Annotated in this window: 19 protein-coding genes and 1 other RNA gene; 15 read left to right on the top strand and 5 right to left on the bottom strand. The window is 58.2% G+C overall.

What is annotated here, in order from left to right; all coding sequences use genetic code 11:
• Nucleotides 1–7 precede the first annotated feature (7 nt).
• Entirely contained in the window at nucleotides 8–604 is a 597-nt protein-coding gene (locus FPL19_RS04600; RefSeq protein ID WP_150911047.1) for a UPF0149 family protein, read from the bottom strand.
• 140 nt (nucleotides 605–744) lie between these two features.
• Between FPL19_RS04600 and FPL19_RS04605 the strand changes: the two genes are divergently transcribed.
• Nucleotides 745–1314 (top strand): ZrgA family zinc uptake protein, encoded by a 570-nt coding sequence (locus tag FPL19_RS04605; protein WP_150911049.1) that lies wholly within the window; start codon nucleotides 745–747, stop codon nucleotides 1312–1314.
• Between the two features lie 22 nt (nucleotides 1315–1336).
• On the opposite strand, the gene FPL19_RS04610 is transcribed toward FPL19_RS04605, so the two are convergent.
• Nucleotides 1337–1843, bottom strand: coding sequence for a DUF3299 domain-containing protein (locus FPL19_RS04610; RefSeq protein WP_150911051.1), 507 nt, complete (start codon nucleotides 1841–1843; stop codon nucleotides 1337–1339).
• A gap of 159 nt (nucleotides 1844–2002) precedes the next feature.
• On the opposite strand from FPL19_RS04610, the gene FPL19_RS04615 reads away from it, so the two are divergent.
• The 6 genes from FPL19_RS04615 (at nucleotide 2003) to FPL19_RS04640 (ending at nucleotide 5591) form a co-directional block, all read left to right on the top strand.
• Nucleotides 2003–2698, top strand: coding sequence for an ABC transporter ATP-binding protein (locus FPL19_RS04615; RefSeq protein ID WP_225314286.1), 696 nt, complete (start codon nucleotides 2003–2005; stop codon nucleotides 2696–2698).
• Nucleotides 2695–3969 carry an ABC transporter permease gene (locus FPL19_RS04620; protein WP_150911055.1) on the top strand — a complete coding sequence of 425 codons (1275 nt, stop codon included), beginning with the start codon at nucleotides 2695–2697 and terminating at the stop codon, nucleotides 3967–3969. The genes FPL19_RS04615 and FPL19_RS04620 overlap by 4 nt, the downstream gene beginning before the upstream one ends.
• Before the next feature lie 237 nt (nucleotides 3970–4206).
• On the top strand, nucleotides 4207–4413 hold the full coding sequence (locus tag FPL19_RS04625; protein WP_150911057.1) for a TIGR02449 family protein: 207 nt from the start codon (nucleotides 4207–4209) through the stop codon (nucleotides 4411–4413).
• Nucleotides 4413–4709 (top strand): cell division protein ZapA, encoded by a 297-nt coding sequence (locus FPL19_RS04630; protein WP_150911059.1) that lies wholly within the window; start codon nucleotides 4413–4415, stop codon nucleotides 4707–4709. The genes FPL19_RS04625 and FPL19_RS04630 overlap by 1 nt, the downstream gene beginning before the upstream one ends.
• A gap of 72 nt (nucleotides 4710–4781) precedes the next feature.
• Nucleotides 4782–4961, top strand: a non-coding RNA gene (ssrS, locus tag FPL19_RS04635) — 6S RNA.
• Between the two features lie 3 nt (nucleotides 4962–4964).
• Nucleotides 4965–5591: a 5-formyltetrahydrofolate cyclo-ligase gene (locus FPL19_RS04640; protein ID WP_225314287.1), complete on the top strand. Its 627-nt coding sequence runs from the start codon at nucleotides 4965–4967 to the stop codon at nucleotides 5589–5591.
• On the opposite strand, the gene FPL19_RS17525 is transcribed toward FPL19_RS04640, so the two are convergent.
• Nucleotides 5588–5749 carry a hypothetical protein gene (locus FPL19_RS17525; protein ID WP_191965215.1) on the bottom strand — a complete coding sequence of 54 codons (162 nt, stop codon included), beginning with the start codon at nucleotides 5747–5749 and terminating at the stop codon, nucleotides 5588–5590. The genes FPL19_RS04640 and FPL19_RS17525 overlap by 4 nt on opposite strands.
• Nucleotides 5750–5893: 144 nt before the next feature.
• Complete coding sequence (gene ilvA, locus FPL19_RS04645) at nucleotides 5894–7429, bottom strand: threonine ammonia-lyase, biosynthetic (protein ID WP_150911063.1); 1536 nt, start codon at nucleotides 7427–7429, stop codon at nucleotides 5894–5896.
• A gap of 137 nt (nucleotides 7430–7566) precedes the next feature.
• On the opposite strand from ilvA, the gene rpiA reads away from it, so the two are divergent.
• The 3 genes from rpiA to ppa all read left to right on the top strand — a co-directional run bounded on the left by rpiA (nucleotide 7567) and on the right by ppa (nucleotide 10102).
• A complete protein-coding gene (rpiA, locus tag FPL19_RS04650) occupies nucleotides 7567–8247 on the top strand; it encodes a ribose-5-phosphate isomerase RpiA (protein ID WP_150911065.1) in 681 nt (226 codons plus the stop codon).
• A gap of 92 nt (nucleotides 8248–8339) precedes the next feature.
• On the top strand, nucleotides 8340–9479 hold the full coding sequence (locus FPL19_RS04655) for an acyl-CoA dehydrogenase family protein (protein WP_150911067.1): 1140 nt from the start codon (nucleotides 8340–8342) through the stop codon (nucleotides 9477–9479).
• A gap of 95 nt (nucleotides 9480–9574) precedes the next feature.
• Nucleotides 9575–10102, top strand: a complete 528-nt coding sequence (gene ppa / locus FPL19_RS04660; RefSeq protein WP_150911069.1) for an inorganic diphosphatase — start codon at nucleotides 9575–9577, stop codon at nucleotides 10100–10102.
• A 78-nt stretch (nucleotides 10103–10180) separates the two neighbouring features.
• Here the strand turns inward: ppa and FPL19_RS04665 are convergent, their stop codons facing one another.
• Entirely contained in the window at nucleotides 10181–11230 is a 1050-nt protein-coding gene (locus FPL19_RS04665) for a DUF2333 family protein (protein ID WP_150911071.1), read from the bottom strand.
• Nucleotides 11231–11494: 264 nt separating this feature from the next.
• On the opposite strand from FPL19_RS04665, the gene FPL19_RS04670 reads away from it, so the two are divergent.
• The 5 genes from FPL19_RS04670 (at nucleotide 11495) to prmA (ending at nucleotide 16523) form a co-directional block, all read left to right on the top strand.
• Nucleotides 11495–13111: a diguanylate cyclase gene (locus tag FPL19_RS04670; RefSeq protein WP_150911073.1), complete on the top strand. Its 1617-nt coding sequence runs from the start codon at nucleotides 11495–11497 to the stop codon at nucleotides 13109–13111.
• Nucleotides 13112–13329: 218 nt separating this feature from the next.
• Nucleotides 13330–13770 carry a type II 3-dehydroquinate dehydratase gene (aroQ, locus tag FPL19_RS04675; RefSeq protein WP_150911075.1) on the top strand — a complete coding sequence of 147 codons (441 nt, stop codon included), beginning with the start codon at nucleotides 13330–13332 and terminating at the stop codon, nucleotides 13768–13770.
• Between the two features lie 26 nt (nucleotides 13771–13796).
• The gene (gene accB, locus FPL19_RS04680; protein ID WP_150911078.1) at nucleotides 13797–14261 is read left to right on the top strand and encodes an acetyl-CoA carboxylase biotin carboxyl carrier protein; all 465 of its coding nucleotides are present in this window, start codon (nucleotides 13797–13799) and stop codon (nucleotides 14259–14261) included.
• A 16-nt stretch (nucleotides 14262–14277) separates the two neighbouring features.
• A complete protein-coding gene (gene accC, locus FPL19_RS04685; RefSeq protein ID WP_150911080.1) occupies nucleotides 14278–15624 on the top strand; it encodes an acetyl-CoA carboxylase biotin carboxylase subunit in 1347 nt (448 codons plus the stop codon).
• 2 nt (nucleotides 15625–15626) lie between these two features.
• The gene (gene prmA / locus FPL19_RS04690) at nucleotides 15627–16523 is read left to right on the top strand and encodes a 50S ribosomal protein L11 methyltransferase (RefSeq protein ID WP_150911082.1); all 897 of its coding nucleotides are present in this window, start codon (nucleotides 15627–15629) and stop codon (nucleotides 16521–16523) included.
• Nucleotides 16524–16533 lie beyond the last annotated feature (10 nt).

Below are 16533 nucleotides of genomic sequence, written 5' to 3' on the forward strand. Positions count from 1 at the left end.
ATAAGGTTCAGTGCAGGGTCGGCGACGCCTGTTGCGGCTTTTCCGGCGGATTGAACTCGGTAAACACCGACAGCGCACCAAGGCGCACGTATTCGGTGATTTCCATCAGCTGTTGCTCGCTTTCATCATCCTGCTGTTCTTCGTCCGAGAGCTGACTGATGGCGACCATATCTTCAATCAGTTCGCGAATTTCATCCGGCGCCTGCCCCAGCGATTCGCCAGCCGACAGCGCCATACCCTCCAGAAACCCCCGCACCCAGGAAATCAGTGCCTCCAGCCGCTGTTCAATGGCGTAATCGTCATCCGGCAACAGCGGCCTGAAGCTCATGTCCGCGGACTTGAGCCGCTCCAGAGTCTCGGCGTAGGCGTTCACCATAAAATCGTGCAACTTTGGCGAATCTTCGCCGCCCGTTGAAGGCAATCCCATGTGCTCACAAACCATTCCGAGCCATTCACCTTCCTGCATACGAGCGCCCGCCGCCAGGCGACCACAAAGCGCGCCGTGAAGCTCGGAGGGATGGCTGAATGCCTGATGTACGGTGAAAACATTGGCCCACTGCTCGAACGCAACGGCCTGTGAATTGGAAAGGTCGGTTTCAGACATGAAACGGGACATTCCTGTATCGATGGATGAACGCCTATCCTAGCATTCAGCCCTGTTGAAGACACTTGCCTGTTGATTCCTGCCACCAAAAAAGTGCATTATGTTATAACATATCATTTATCCGGGAAGGGACCAGGCTCATGCAACGTAAACACCCATTCTATAAAGGCGCCCTGTGCCGGCTTGGCGGCTTCCTGCTTGCTGGCTCTATACTGTCCTCGCAGGGGTTAGCGGCGGACAACCCCGGCGCCCATGAACATGGTCATGCCGCACTGCAACTGGCCATCGAGAACAACCGGATGGAGCTGATCTTCACCTCCCCGGCCTACAATCTGGCGGGATTCGAGTACCAGGCCCGCACCGAAGAGGAAAAACAGCAGCTGGCCAACATTCGTCAGTGGCTGGAAACCACCCCCCTGATTAACACGGAAAGCGCCACCTGTGCCCTTAAGTCCGCAACCGTCAGCCTGGGAGGGGAAACTGGCTCTCATGATGACCACGATCATCACGGCGAAGAAACCAGCCATCGGGACTATGAGGTTACCCAGCAACTGAGCTGCGACAAGCTGGCGCCCGACGTACAACTGACGTCGCCCCTGCCCGCTCGGTTCCCGCAACTGGAGGAGCTAGAGATTGAGTGGGTGGGTGCAGGCGGCCAGGGCGGCTCTCTGGTAACCCCGGCCAACCGGACTTTCCGCGTCAGCGAATAATTGTCCGGTTGCCCGGGCGGCTTTACTGCTCGTAGGGGGAAACGTCTGCGGCAACGATCGAGTAGGAAGACGAGGCAATATCGTTTTCCGTTCTCTGGATCTCCAGTGTGCCCTCGATCCACACCGGGTCATACAGGGCTTCCAGTTTGAAGCCTTTTTTGTACTTCACATGGATAATCTGATTGGGCGGTGGCGGTGGCACATGGATACAGGCGCCGTAGTAGGGCACCAGAAAGAATTCCAGTATCCGCATGTCTTCCGTGGTTTTCAGAGGAACCACAAAGCCGGGAATGCGGCCGGTGACACCGTTCATCTCCGGCACAACGCGGCCGGTCATGATTTCATCGGGCAGCGCTGCGGGGCCGTCGCCCTCGTGTTCCACTTCCGGCATATTTTCCAGCAGATGGAGATCCTCTTCCGGCATCAGCTCCAGCCAGTCGATCTCCTTCATCGTCTCGGCACTGACAAGAGCGGGGACGCAGAACGCAACTAACAGACTTGCCAGAAGGGCAAAGGAAAAAGGTCGCATGGAAGACTCTCTTTGCTGCAACATAAATACGACAAGGTCTTCGCAGAAAAAGAACGCTTGCCAACGCGCGAACTATACACCGGATATCAGACACCCGACATGACGAGCAAGACAGAAAAAAGAGCGGAAAATTCCCGACCCGACGGCAGAGCGCTTGAGATGCGTGACCTGACCTTCGCCTGGGACAGCCAGCAAGCCCCCCTTCGCTATCCGGATTTGACGCTACCCGCCGGCGAGCACCTTTTTCTTCAGGGGCCCAGCGGCAGCGGCAAGAGTACCCTGATGAGCCTGATTGGTGGGCTGATTCTTCCCAGCTCGGGCTCCGTGCAGGTACTGGGCACAGACACCGCCAGCCTGTCTGCGGGCCAGCGGGATCGCTTCAGGGCTAACCATATTGGCGTGATTTTCCAGCAGTTCAATCTGGTGCCCTACCTCAACCCCCTGGACAACGTCCTGCTGCCCTGCCGGCTTTCACAGAAACGCAGGGACCGGGCCCAACCAACACCGGTGGAGCAAGCGGACTTCCTGCTGGACGCGCTTGGCATTCCCGCGGACCACAGGCGGCGACCGGTTACCCGGCTGAGCGTCGGCCAGCAACAGCGGGTTGCCGCCGCCCGGGCCCTGATCGGCACGCCCGAACTGATTCTGGCCGACGAACCCACCTCGGCACTGGACACCGACAACCGCGACCGGTTTATCGAACTGCTGCTGCAACTGGCGGCGAAACAGCAATCTTCAGTGGTGTTCGTCAGCCACGATCAGGGCCTGGCCGGCCGGTTTGACCACCAGATGGCGCTTCAACCCGCTGCCCAACCCAGACCCATTCCCCAGACCGATCCGGAGGCGGCCCAATGAACCTGCGACTGGCTCTGTCCCTGGCAACCGCCAGCCTCTGGCACCGGCGCCATGTGCTGGCACTGGTCACCCTCACGCTGACGCTCAGTATTACCCTGCTGTTGGGCATTCAATACCTCCGTACCGAAGTAAAGCAGTCGTTCACCAGCACTATTGCCGGCACCGATCTGATTGTCGGCGCCCGCAGCGGCCAGCTGAACCTGCTGCTATACACCGTGTTCCATATCGGCAACGCCACCAACAATATCCGTTGGGAAACCTACCAGGATCTGAGCGAAGATCCGCGAATCGGCTGGATCGTGCCCATCTCCCTGGGCGACAGCTATCGCGGCCATCGAGTGGTGGGAACCAGCGGTGAGTACCCCGAGCACTTCCGCTACGGGCAGGACCAGTCGCTGGAGCTGGTTAACGGCAACTGGTTCGGAGATGTATTCGAAGTGGTTCTGGGCTCTGAAGTCGCCCGGACCCATCAGCATGGCATCGGAGATAGCATTACCCTGTCCCACGGTGGCGGGCGGACCAGTTTCTCCAACCACAAGGACACACCGTTCACCGTGTCCGGCATACTCGCACCCACCGGTACTCCCGTGGACCAGGCAGTGTATGTCAGCCTGGAAGGCCTGGAGGCCATCCATATCGGCTGGGAATCCGGCGTCGCCATACCCGGCCGCACGGTCACGCCCGAGCAGGCCCGTCAGCGGGACCTGACCCCGGAAACAATCACTGCCGCCCTCCTCGGGATCGACCGGCAGATACTGACCTTCCAGATCCAGCGGGACATTAACCAGTACAGCGGCGAGCCCCTGTCTGCCATTCTGCCCGGCGTCGCCCTAAGCGAGCTGTGGCGGATCATGGGGCAGTTTGAAAAGGCGCTGCTGGGCATTACCGGCTTCGTGGTGATCACCAGCCTGATTGGCCTGGCGGCCGTGCTGCTGACCCTGCAGGTACAGCGTCGACAGGAAGTCGCCATCCTCAGGGCCGTGGGCGCTTCCCCATTGCTGATTGCCCTGCTCCACGTGATCGAATGCCTGGTACTGGCCATCATCGCCTGCCTGATTGCCCTTGGCGCAGGCGCCGCAGCCATCAGCGCGCTGAGCCCCTGGCTGCTGGAGACCTGGGGCGTACAAATCACCCTGCGCCCGCTGAACAGCACCGAATGGCTGATGATCGCTGCCGTGCCCGTGGCCGCCATGCTCGTCAGTTTGATACCGGCACTGAAAGCCTGGCAGGGCAGCCGTAAACAAGGGCTAAGCCATGCGGTTCCGGAGTAACCGTAAAAGCAGAGACTGAGGCAAGCGGACAGACCACTCCAGAACCGTCCGGAGCCATGGATGGCGGAGGCCGAGCGTACAGGGACGTATTTACAGCGTGTTCTGGAGTGGTCTGTGCGCTTGCCGATGCACGGATTCGAGTATCACGTCTCAACCCATGACATCCCTGTAAATTGACCAACTTGCGGTCCACACTTATAGTTAGTTCACTTCTTTCATTCAGGTGTTAAGCGACTCATGGAACAGTCCGAACTACAGGCATTGGCGGACAAGCTGGACCAGCTGATTGAACGCTGCCACAAACTTGAGCGTGATAACGCCATGCTGCGGGAACTGCAGGATGACTGGAACCGCGAGCGGGCTCAGCTTATGCACAAGAATGATCTTGCCAAGCACAAGATTGAAGCCATGATCGGCCGCCTGAGATCCCTGGAGCACCACTAATGGCAGAGAAGCCGACAACCGTTGAAGTAAAGATCCTCGACAAGGACTACCTGGTCGCCTGCCCTCAGGAGGAACAGGAAGCCCTGCTGCAGGCCGCCCGTCATCTGGACACCAAGATGCGTGAGATCCGCTCAAGCGGCAAGGTCTTCGGCACCGAACGTATTGCCGTGATGGCCGCACTGAACATCACCCATGACCTGCTCGAGCGGGACACCATGTCCGACGCCGCCAGCAGCATCCTCAACGCCATGGATGAGAAACTCGACGGCGCCCTGGGTGATGCTTCCGGTCGCTGACAGCAAACCGCCACAAAAGTCGCCGATGACAAGTCTTGCAATCGCCCCCCGACCTACCCGTATAATCGAAACAACTTCCTGGGCTGTTCGCTGGTCGGATTCGTCCTCGAGCCGATGCGTATTACCCAGGTGGCTACTACAGGGCATTGTGAGCACGTCCCCTTTCGGGGAAAGCCTAATATGTCACAGCGGCCACCGACCTTGAACTTTGGGTTCAAGGGCCACATCCGATAACGGCAGCCCGGGAAGCTTATTTTGTCCACCGTCTCCAACCTGCGCTCAACCCTTCGCAAAGAACTCCGCCAAAGACGCAATGCCCTGACTGAACAGCAGCAACAGGATGCGGCTGACAATCTGGCGGTAAATCTATTGCAGCATCCGGATCTTCGCCGGGCCCGGCACATCGCCGTTTATCTGCCCAACGATGGCGAGATCGACCCATCCGTCTATGTGAGTCTGGCGCGGCGGCGCGGCCTTCGCTTCTATCTGCCGGTGATCCACCCGGTTCACACCGGGCGGCTGGTATTCAGCCCGTTTACCGATGACACCATCCTCAGACCGAATCGCTTCGGCATTCCGGAGCCGGCGTTCAGAGATGGCCTGAAAAGGCCACCCTGGGCTATGGATGCGGTGCTGTTTCCACTGGTGGGATTCGATGAAGAAGGTGGGCGACTGGGCATGGGCGGCGGATTTTACGATCGCACGTTTGCCTTTTCCCGCTTCCGGCCCAGACTGGCCCCGAAGCTGATCGGCCTGGCTCACGAATGCCAGCGAGTGGAGGCGCTACCCACAGAAAACTGGGACGTGCCGCTGCACAGCGTCGTCACAGACGAACGGCGATATCAGGCAAATCAGCAGGAAAGTATTACAAAGAACAACTAGTTGGCGCGGGAGTCAGCGGGTGGGGCTTCGCTCGTATAGGCACTGGCCGCCGCGGAGAAACCCTTCTCGGACGACTGCATTGAAGTAAAGCCGGTAATCACCAGGCCCACTGCAAAAATCAGCACAATTGCGCGAATGATGTCAGGCTTGCGGTTCATGGCGCGAAGCTCCGATGCTCCAGATTCTAAAAATGATCGAAATCAGTAGGATATTGCCGGTTTCGACAATCTGGAGTAAGACTATCACGCAACTCACATTTTACAATTTTTGACAGATTAATTTTTAGTAACCTGACCTTTCGATCAGGATTTCCCACCGTTGCCCGCTCCCAGAAAAAGCTGATAAGCCGCGTTGTCCGTCATGTTCTCGTAGCGGAAGCCGATTTTGTCGAGCATGGCTTCAAAATCCGCCACCTCGTCATCGTTTACCTGAGCACCCAGCAGCACCCGGCTGTAGGCCGCGCCATGATTGCGGTAGTGGAACATGGAGATATTCCAGCGAGTGCCCATGGACATCAGGAATTTCAGCAGCGCACCGGGTCTTTCCGGAAACTCGAACTGGAACACTTTTTCATTGGTAATGCTCGGCGCATGGCCGCCCACCATATGGCGGATATGCTGCTTGGCCAGGTCGCTGTCAGTCAGGTCGACAACGCCGTAGCCGGTCTCCCGCAGCTCCTGCACCAGTTCATCCCGGCCCAGACCGCCGGCCTGAATCTGGATACCCACGAAGATAGTTGCGTCAGTGGCATCGGCGTAGCGGTAGTTGAATTCGGTGATGCTGCGTTTGTGCAAGGCGTTAATGAACGTCTTGAAGGCACCCGGCTTCTCCGGAATGGTGACCGCCAGGATGGCTTCGCGCTTTTCGCCAATCTCGGTACGCTCGGAGATATAACGCAGACGGTCGAAGTTCATATTGGCCCCGCTCAGGGTAACCGCCATGTTTTCGCCCTCGATCTTTTCCCGCTCGATGTACTTCTTGACCCCGGCCACGCCCAGCGCGCCGGCCGGCTCGGCAATGGAGCGGGTATCCTCGAAAATATCCTTGATGGCGGCGCAGATTTCATCCGTGGACACGGTGATCACTTCATCCACGTGGTCCTTGCAGATCTCCCAGGGATGGGCGCCAATCTGTTTGACCGCCACACCATCGGCGAAGATGCCCACTTCTGGCAGGATCACTCGCTCTCCGGCCGCCAGCGCCGCCTGCAGGCAGTTGGAATCCTCGGGCTCTACCCCGATGACTTTGACCTCGGGGCGGAGATACTTGATATAGGCCGCCATGCCGGCAATCAGGCCACCGCCACCGACGCAGACAAACACCGCGTGCAGAGGCTTGGAGAACTGCCACATCAGTTCCATGGCCACCGTGCCCTGGCCGGCGATTACGTCCGGGTCGTCATAGGGCGGGATATAGGTGTAACCATGCTTCTTGATCAGCTCCTGGGCATGGGCCGCGGCTTCATCAAAGGCATCGCCCTTGAGCACCACTTTGGCGCCATGGTCCCTCACGGCACGTACCTTGATCTCCGGGGTGGTCTGCGGCATCACGATCACGGCCTTGATACCCAGGTGCTTGGCACCCAGCGCAACGCCCTGGGCGTGATTGCCCGCCGAGGCACAAATGACGCCTTTCGATTTCTGTTCTTCCGACAGGTGGGCAATCCGGTTGTAGGCGCCGCGAATCTTGAAAGAAAACACCGGCTGCAGGTCTTCACGCTTGAGCAGAATGTTATTGCCAAAGCGCTTTGAGAGGCTGCGGGCCTCGGTCAGCGGTGTCTCGATGGCCACGTCGTAAACGCGGGCGTCGAGGATTTTCTTGATGTAACGTTGCGGCATGGTGCTTTCCAGATGCGAAGATTCGTCGGCAAAACGCACAGTGTAGAAACTTTGGTCGGGTGCCGTCTATAAGGCAGAGGCCCTGAACCGCTATAATGTCGCCGTCTTTCCACTTTCTGCATTAACCGGAGCCCACCATGAATCAGGATGAACTGAAACAGGCCGTCGCCCAGGCCGCGCTCGACTACATCAAGCCTCACCTGGACCAGGACAGCATCATTGGCGTGGGCACCGGCAGCACCGCCAACTGCTTTATCGATCTGCTGGGTAAGGTGCGCAATGATTTCGACGGTGCCGTCGCCAGTTCCGATGCCACCGCAGAGCGGCTGAAGAGTCACGGCATTCCAGTGTATGACCTGAACAGTGCCGCGCCGCTGGAGTTTTATGTGGACGGCGCCGATGAAGTGAACGAGCGCCTTGAGCTGATCAAGGGCGGCGGTGGCGCCCTCACCCGCGAGAAGATTGTGGCGGAGGTGTCGAAGACGTTTATCTGCATCGCGGACGAGTCCAAGAAGGTGGATATTCTTGGCGACTTCCCGCTGCCCGTGGAAGTTCTGCCCATGGCCCGCAGCCATGTGGGCCGCGAGATTGTGAAGCTGGGGGGCGATCCGGTGTATCGCGAGGGTTTCACCACGGACAACGGCAATGTAATCCTTGATATCTACAATCTGGACATTTCCCGCCCGATTCAGATGGAAGAGAAGCTGAACAACATTGTAGGCATTGTGACCAATGGGCTGTTTGCTCGGCGGCCGGCTGATTTGTTGCTTCTGGGAACCTCCAATGGGGTTCAGAGTATTCCTCGTAAAGGCGTCTGACTCTTTTCGGGCCTATGACAACCAAGCGCTTGCTTGGTTTCTTAAAGTGCGATAAGACTACCTCATGTAATTTCGATTGAGGAAGCAAGTCCGTGTCTGACTATTTCAACGATACCCACGAGCAGGTTCGCCAGAGCGCCCGCAAGTTTATTGCCACCCATGTACTGCCCTATATCGATGAATGGGAAGAGGCCGGGGAGTTCCCCCGGGATCTTTACCGAAAGGCCGGTGAGGCGGGGCTTTTGGGTGTGGGGTTTCCGGAGAGTCTGGGCGGTGTCGGGGAAGACGACATTTTCATGAAGGTGGCGGTTTCCGAGGAGCTGATGCGGTCGACGTCCGGCGGTCTGGTGGCTGGGCTGGGGTCGCTGGATATCGGGTTACCGCCGGTGGCCAAGTGGGCCAGGCCGGAGGTGAAGGAAGCCATTGTTCCACCGGTTCTGCGTGGCGAGAAGATTGCAGCGCTGGCAGTGACTGAGCCCGGCGGTGGTTCGGATGTGGCCAATCTTAAAACCAGGGCCGTGAAAGACGGTGACCATTACATCGTTAACGGTAGTAAGACGTTTATTACCAGCGGTATGCGGGCGGACCACTTTACCGTGGCGGTGCGCACCGGTGGCGAGGGCCATGGCGGTATCAGCCTGCTGCTGATCGACCGGGACATGCCCGGCTTTGCCAATGGCAAAAAGCTGAAGAAGATGGGCTGGTGGGCCAGTGATACGGCGGAGCTGTTCTTTGAGGATTGCCGGGTGCCGGCTAACCGGCTGGTTGGCGCGGAGAACGCCGGGTTTATTGCCATCATGAGCAACTTTCTGTTCGAGCGCCTGAGCCTGGCCATCATGGCCTATATGACGGCTGAAATGGCACTGGAAGCCGCCATTGACTGGTCGAAACGGCGTGAGGCCTTTGGCCGTTCCATCAGTGGCTTTCAGGTCACCCGCCACAAGCTGGTGGATATGGCCACCCAGGTGGAAGTCGCCCGGGAGTACACCTACCGTTGTGCGGCGCTGATGCAGGCGGGCAAGAACCCCATCAAGCAGGTAGCCATGGCAAAGAACTTTGCGGTGGAGGTTTGCGAGAAGGTCACCCGTGAAGCGGTGCAGATTTATGGCGGCATGGGCTATATGCGAGAATCCGTCGTTGAGCGGCTCTATCGGGATGGAAAAATTCTGTCCATCGGTGGTGGCACAGACGAGATCATGAAGGAGTTGATCGCCAAGCAGATGCGACTATGAAGGATACCAAGGTTTAGTTTCGATCCATTGGTTTGTGCCGTATAATTGCGCCCACTTTTTAAACGCAGTTAAACGCACTTCAGAAAGGATCGCACATGAACTTTGACAACATTCCGGCTGGTAAGAACCCGCCCGAAGACATCTACGTCGCCATTGAAATCCCCTCCAACAGCTCACCTGTAAAGTACGAGCTGGACAAGGCCATGGGCGCCCTGCTGGTTGACCGTTTCATGGCCACCCCCATGTTCTACCCTGCCAACTATGGTTTCATCCCCCACACCCTGGCAGACGACGGCGACCCGCTGGATGTGCTGGTGGTTACACCCTATCCGGTTCAGGCAGGTTCGGTTATCCGCTGCCGTCCGGTAGGCGTGCTGAATATGGAAGATGAAGCCGGTGGCGATGCCAAGCTGGTTGCGGTTCCCCATGACAAGCTGACCAACTCCTACAGCAATGTAAAAGACGTGGACGACCTGCCACAACTGCTGCGGGACCAGATCCATCACTTCTTCGAGAACTACAAAACCCTGGAGCCGGGCAAGTGGGTCAAGGTTCAGGGTTGGGCTAACGCCGCCGAAGCCAGAAAGGCGATTGAAGCTTCAATCAAGGCCTACAAGAACTGATCAGCACACCAGTTCTCAGGCACAAAAAAACGGGCCAGTTTGAACTGGCCCTTTTTTTTTTGCGATGAAGGGGAACCATCAGCCCCTTGAGAGAAGGTCCCGCATATCGCTGATCGCCGCACTGGCCCTTGAGAGATAGGCCGCCATGGTCAGTGAATGGTTGGCAAGAACGCCATAGCCACTGCCGTTCAGCACCACGGGGCTCCACATTTCGCCCTGCGCGCCTTCCAGTTCAATAATCACCTGCTTGATGCTGGATACCGCATTCTTGTCGACCAGCACCTCGCGGAAGTCCACTTCAATCGCCTTGAACAAGTGCAGCAGCGCCCAGGAACCGCCCCTGGCTTCGTAGAACACGTCGTCGATCTGGGTCCAGGGCGTCTTTACCTGTTCCCCAAGCGCTTCTTCCTGTAACGGATTATCGGGGTTGATGTTGGCAACGGCGTCCGACACAGAGGCCTTGCCCACACTTTCACCCAACGTCCGGGACAAGCTGCCCAGCCGTGACTCCACGTTTACCAGCCAGCTTGCCAGGTTGTCGGCCCGGGCGAAAAACTGGGCCTTGGGCTGTTCAGGATTGGACAGCCGGTCCAGGTAGCTCCGCAGCGCGCGAATACCCCGTCGATACTCCGCCTCGGTAGACGGAATAGCCCAGCTTCCGCTGTCGAAGTGGAGTTGCGGCTCGGCAATGGTCAGGTCCGGATCTTCCGCTGACTGGCTCTGGGAACGGCTGATGTCCTGGCGCATCGACCGGGAAAAGTCCCGCAACTGGACCAGCACGCCATATTCCCAGTTGGGCATGTTGTCCAGCCACACGCCCGGCGGGAAAATGTCGTTGGAAAGATAGCCGCCTGGCTTCTCTAGCAGGGTCTCCCCCAGCCGGATCATGGTCACCGTGGTGGCGAACCCGGTAACGGGCTCCCGCTGCATCTCATTGGCGACGGAACGAACGTGGTCGCGAACGGAATAGACCTCTGGCTCGCTGCTCCAGAACATGCCCAACACCAGCGCTACCAGCAGATAGATGACAATAGCGACCATCAGGAGCTTGCCGACGATACCGCCGCCGCCAAAATCCCGGACGTCGTCCTTGCGATCACTGAAATACTGCCTGATTTTTCCCGCCATCAGTTGTTTACTCTCCTGTCATGAATTCTCACTGTGAATACCATGCAGCAATGCCCCGGTATATGCAATTTGCAGGGCCTAATACCCCGAAAAACCCCGTTATTAAGCGTTATACGCCCGTGATTGTTGACAAAGATTTACACAGCGTCACCTACGCCCACAACACTAAACACTATAAACTCTGCAAAACGACTAATGTGAAGTCTGGCTGTCCGGACCGGAACCGGACAGCCCAAAAAACTAGAAAAAACAGGCCGGAACAAAATGAACGACGAAAGCCAGAAAGAGAAACTCAGGCAGCATTTTGCACGCCGCGTGACTACCCAGGCCAGGGTGGTGCTGGACACATGGCAGAAAATCCATGAAAACCCGGCCCAGGCAGCGGCTTTCCGTGAAGACTTTTCAAGGGCCGCCGACAAGCTGGTGCGTTATGCCCAGCGGTTTGAAATGCAGAGCCACAGCGAGGCCGGCAAAAAGGTTTATGAGCTTGCCGGCGAGTGGCCTGAGGGCCATGGCCTGCCCGAGCAGCTGATCAAGCCTCTGGAAGAAGCCATCGAGACTCTCTCCCGCAGCACCTTGCGGAGAACCGACCAGCAGGCCACAGAAGCCCCCCAGCAGTTCCGTCGGACCCCGGTCTACATTGCCCTGGCCAACCGGGAAATGGCCCATCGCCTGATTCGCCAGCTGGAATTTTTCGGCTTCCGGGCCTCTGCGTTCGACAATGCCGAAGACCTGATCGAGGCCTGCGGCCTGCACAAGCCCGAAACCATCCTGATGGACGTCAACTTCGGTGCCCAGCCGCTGGACGGCATTGGCACCATCGAAAAGCTCCAGGAACGCCACGACACCCCCATCCCCATTATCTTCATGAGTGATGAGGACGGCACCATTGAAACCCGCCTGAGAGCGTCCCGATGCGGCGGGGAGGAATTCTTCTACCCGGCGGTGGACCCGGGCCAGTTGATTGAGAAGATCGAGACCTATACCCACGGCAACACGGTCGAACCCTACAAAGTGCTGGTTCTGGATGATTCCCGGGCCCAGGCCAAATACATGGAAACGGTGCTGAAGAAAGCGGGCATGAACGCCCATATCATCACCGACCCGATGCAGATCATTACCGCCCTGGAGTCGTTTCTGCCGGAAATCATTATTCTGGACATGTACATGCCCGGCTGCACCGGCATGGAAATCGCCCGGGTGATTCGCCAGCAGGACCGATTCCACAGCGTACCGATCATCTATCTTTCCGCCGAGGACGACGTCACCAAGCAGCTCCACGCCATGAGCCTGGGCGGCGACGACTTCCTCACCAAGCCGATCGACCCAAAGCACCTCATTTCCACCATTCACAACCGGGGTCGGCGCGCCCGCTCGCTGCTGGCACTGATGATCCGCGACAGCCTGACCGGTCTTTATAACCACACCCACACGCTCTATCTGCTGGACCAGGAAATTGTTCGCGCCAATCAGAAAGACCAGCCGCTCTGCTTCGCGATGATTGACATCGACTACTTCAAAAAGGTGAATGACACCTTCGGCCATCCGATCGGCGACCGGGTCCTGCGCAGCTTGTCGATGTTCCTTAAACAACGGTTGCGCAAATCCGACCACATTGGCCGTTACGGCGGTGAGGAGTTTGCCATTATTCTGCCGGAAACCCGGGAAAGCGATGCCCGAAACGTACTGAACGAAATCCGCGAACGTTTCTCGGAACTGGTACAACCCGCCGGCGACCGGGAATTCAACGTCACCTTCAGTTGCGGCGTTGCCACCCTCAAGCCTGGTGAAACCTCCCAGTCCCTCTGTGAGCGTGCCGACCGGGCGCTCTACCGCTCCAAAGAGCAGGGTCGCAACTGCGTTACCGCCTTCAGCGACTGATCCCGAAGGTTCCCTGCCCCGCGCTCAAGGGGCAGGTTTATGAAACCAACGTCTTATAGAAGTTGCCTGCCGCCTTCACGACAATAATGGCCGTACTGTTGAACTGACCGGCCAATCATCCTGCCTGTCAATTTTTATCAGTTAAAATCCGTCCATTTGCTGGAAAATGTCGATATATTCGGCGATCCTGTAGGAAAGTCAGCAAGGTAACGACGCTCATGTCAACAATATTGGTACTCCACGGCCCCAATCTGAACATGCTCGGCACGCGGGAGCCCGAGGTCTACGGTCATGAGACCCTGGCCGATATTAACGAGCGTTTACACAATCAGGCCGCCGAAACCGGCCATCACCTGCTACATTTACAATCAAACGCTGAATATGAGCTGATTGAACGGATTCACGATGCACGCTCGGAAGGGGTCGATTTCATTCTGTTCAACCCCGCTGCCTTCACGCACACCAGCGTCGCATTAAGAGATGCAATTCTGGCTTCGGGCATTCCATTTATCGAAGTGCATCTGTCAAACGTGCATGCGCGGGAAGCGTTCCGCCATCACTCCTATTTTTCTGATATCGCCGATGGCGTTATCAGCGGGCTGGGCAGCCTAGGGTACGATCTGGCACTGACGGCCGCCCTGCGTCGAATTCACCGCTAGACCTGACAAACGGAACCGGACTGACTATGGACATTCGCAAGATCAAGAAGCTGATTGAGTTGCTGGAGGAATCCGACGTCGAGGAACTGGAGATTCACGAAGCGGAAGACTCCGTTCGCATCTCCCGTCGTCGCGAGCAGGCCCCGGCGCCCCAGTACATGGCCCACTATCCTGCCCCGCAACAATACCAGGAGCCTTCTGCGCCCTCTTCCTCAGGCGGCGGGTCCGCTGAACCGGCGCCAAAACCGGAGCCCGATGGCCACGCGGTGAAATCACCGATGGTGGGCACCTTCTACCGGTCACCTTCTCCTACCTCCAAGTCTTTCGTGGAGGTAGGCCAGTCGGTCAAGGCGGGCGACGTGGTGTGTATCGTGGAAGCCATGAAGATGATGAACCAGATCGAAGCCGACAAGAGCGGCACGGTGTCCGAGATTCTCGTGGAAAACGGGCAGCCGGTCGAGTTCGATCAGCCGCTGATCATCATTTCCTGAACCCGGTGACTCTCTCATGGCTATGCTAGAAAAAGTTCTGATCGCAAACCGCGGTGAAATTGCGCTGCGCATACTGCGTGCCTGCAAAGAGCTGGGCATCAAGACCGTGGCGGTTCACTCCCAGATTGACCGCGACCTGATGCACGTGCGTCTGGCAGACGAGTCCGTTTGTATCGGCCCGAACAATGCCACCCAAAGCTACCTGAACATTCCCACCATTATCAGCGCGGCGGAAGTGACCGACTCGGTGGGCATCCACCCCGGTTACGGTTTTCTGGCGGAAAACGCCGATTTTGCCGAGCAGGTGGAGAAAAGCGGGTTCCGCTTCATCGGCCCCAGGGCCGAGACCATCCGTCTGATGGGTAACAAGGTCTCTGCCATTAATTCCATGATCAAGGCGGGCGTTCCCACCGTGCCCGGTTCGGATGGCCCCATCACCGATGACGATGAGCGCACCCTGCAGATCGCCAGGCGGATCGGCTACCCGGTTATCATCAAGGCCGCTTCAGGCGGCGGTGGTCGCGGCATGCAGGTGGTTCACTCGGAAGCCGCCCTGCTGAAAAGCATCCAGATCACCCAGAGCGAAGCCAGCAACACCTTTGGCGACGCCACGGTGTATCTTGAAAAATACCTTGAGCGCCCTCGCCACGTGGAAGTTCAGGTTCTGGCCGACACCCACGGCAACGTGATTCACCTGGGCGATCGCGACTGCTCCATGCAGCGTCGCCACCAGAAGGTTCTGGAAGAGGCACCGGCCCCCAATATCGACCCAGAGGCACGGGAGAAAACCCTCAAGGCCTGTGTGGACGCCTGCAAGACCATCGGTTATGTCGGCGCCGGCACCTTCGAGTTTCTGTACCAGGACGGCGCCTTCTATTTCATCGAGATGAACACGCGGGTTCAGGTGGAGCACCCGGTATCGGAGATGGTGACCGGCGTGGATATCGTTCGCGAACAACTGCGGATCGCGAGTGGCCTGCCACTGCTTTATACCCAGGACGACATCAAGATCTCCGGCCACGCCCTGGAGTGCCGCATCAACGCGGAGGACCCGAAAACCTTCGTGCCCAGCCCCGGCAAGGTCAAGCACTTTCATGCCCCAGGCGGCAATGGCATTCGCGTGGATTCACACCTCTACAGCGGTTACACCGTACCGCCCTACTACGATTCCATGGTGGCCAAGCTGATCACCTGGGGCGACGACCGGGAGATTGCCCGCCGTCGCATGAAGAACGCTCTGGACGAGCTGGTCGTGGAAGGCATCAAGACAAATCAGTCACTACACCGCAATCTGATACGCGACGGCGGCTTTAAACAGGTAGACTTCACCATACACTACCTGGAAAAACTGATACGGGACTAAGCATGCCCTGGATACAACTACAGATCCCGGCTGATCCGGATAGCGCCGATCAGCTGGAGGATCTGCTCATGGAAATGGGCGCCGAGGCCGTTTCCATGGAAGACGCCGCCGACCAGCCCCTCTACGAACCTGACCCCGGAACCACGCCCCTATGGCACCAGACCAGCGTGACCGGCCTGTTTGATTCCCAGCGAAACATTGATGAACTCTGCGCCGCGGTCAAAGACGCCTGGCACCAGCAGACTCAGCAGTCGCTGCCGGACATCGAAGTGACCCTGGTGGAAGACAAGGACTGGGAACGGGAGTGGATGGACGACTTCAAGCCCTTGCAGTTCGGCAGCCGTCTCTGGATTGTTCCCAGCTGGCACGAGGCCCCCGACCCGGATGCGGCCAACCTGGCACTGGACCCCGGGCTGGCCTTTGGTACCGGCACCCATCCGACGACCGCGCTCTGCCTGGAATGGCTGGACGGCCAGGACGTCACAGGCCAGCAGGTGATCGACTACGGTTGCGGTTCTGGCATTCTGGGACTGGCAGCCCTGCTGCTGGGTGCGGACCACGTGATTGGCGTGGATACCGACTCCCAGGCCCTGGAAGCCAGCCGGGAAAATGCCCGGCGCAACAACGTAGAGCAGAGCCGGCTGGACCTGTACCTGCCGGAAGACGAACCGGCGACCGTCGCTGACCTTATGCTCGCCAATATACTGGCCCAGCCGCTGATCGGCCTGGCGTCGCATCTGGCCAGCAGAGTCAGACCCGGCGGCCACCTGGTACTGTCCGGTATTCTTTCCAATCAGGCCCGGGAGGTCATGTCTGCCTACGAGCCCTGGTTTATCATGGACGAGCCGGATCAACGCGAGGAATGGATCCGTCTCACAGGACGGCGCAACGACAGATGACGAACCAGGC

The organism is Marinobacter halotolerans (genome assembly GCF_008795985.1).
Classification (GTDB): Bacteria; Pseudomonadota; Gammaproteobacteria; order Pseudomonadales; family Oleiphilaceae; genus Marinobacter; species Marinobacter halotolerans.

Bases quoted from the DNA above. Each gene is read 5' to 3' on its own strand.
- FPL19_RS04600 (WP_150911047.1), bottom strand. From the start codon at position 604: ATGTCTGAAACCGACCTTTCCAATTCACAGGCCGTTGCGTTCGAGCAG.
- FPL19_RS04605 (WP_150911049.1), top strand. From the start codon at position 745: ATGCAACGTAAACACCCATTCTATAAAGGCGCCCTGTGCCGGCTTGGC.
- FPL19_RS04610 (WP_150911051.1), bottom strand. From the start codon at position 1,843: ATGCGACCTTTTTCCTTTGCCCTTCTGGCAAGTCTGTTAGTTGCGTTC.
- FPL19_RS04615 (WP_225314286.1), top strand. From the start codon at position 2,003: ATGCGTGACCTGACCTTCGCCTGGGACAGCCAGCAAGCCCCCCTTCGC.
- FPL19_RS04620 (WP_150911055.1), top strand. From the start codon at position 2,695: ATGAACCTGCGACTGGCTCTGTCCCTGGCAACCGCCAGCCTCTGGCAC.
- FPL19_RS04625 (WP_150911057.1), top strand. From the start codon at position 4,207: ATGGAACAGTCCGAACTACAGGCATTGGCGGACAAGCTGGACCAGCTG.
- FPL19_RS04630 (WP_150911059.1), top strand. From the start codon at position 4,413: ATGGCAGAGAAGCCGACAACCGTTGAAGTAAAGATCCTCGACAAGGAC.
- FPL19_RS17525 (WP_191965215.1), bottom strand. From the start codon at position 5,749: ATGAACCGCAAGCCTGACATCATTCGCGCAATTGTGCTGATTTTTGCA.
- ilvA (WP_150911063.1), bottom strand. From the start codon at position 7,429: ATGCCGCAACGTTACATCAAGAAAATCCTCGACGCCCGCGTTTACGAC.
- rpiA (WP_150911065.1), top strand. From the start codon at position 7,567: ATGAATCAGGATGAACTGAAACAGGCCGTCGCCCAGGCCGCGCTCGAC.
- ppa (WP_150911069.1), top strand. From the start codon at position 9,575: ATGAACTTTGACAACATTCCGGCTGGTAAGAACCCGCCCGAAGACATC.
- FPL19_RS04665 (WP_150911071.1), bottom strand. From the start codon at position 11,230: ATGGCGGGAAAAATCAGGCAGTATTTCAGTGATCGCAAGGACGACGTC.
- FPL19_RS04670 (WP_150911073.1), top strand. From the start codon at position 11,495: ATGAACGACGAAAGCCAGAAAGAGAAACTCAGGCAGCATTTTGCACGC.
- aroQ (WP_150911075.1), top strand. From the start codon at position 13,330: ATGTCAACAATATTGGTACTCCACGGCCCCAATCTGAACATGCTCGGC.
- accB (WP_150911078.1), top strand. From the start codon at position 13,797: ATGGACATTCGCAAGATCAAGAAGCTGATTGAGTTGCTGGAGGAATCC.
- accC (WP_150911080.1), top strand. From the start codon at position 14,278: ATGGCTATGCTAGAAAAAGTTCTGATCGCAAACCGCGGTGAAATTGCG.
- prmA (WP_150911082.1), top strand. From the start codon at position 15,627: ATGCCCTGGATACAACTACAGATCCCGGCTGATCCGGATAGCGCCGAT.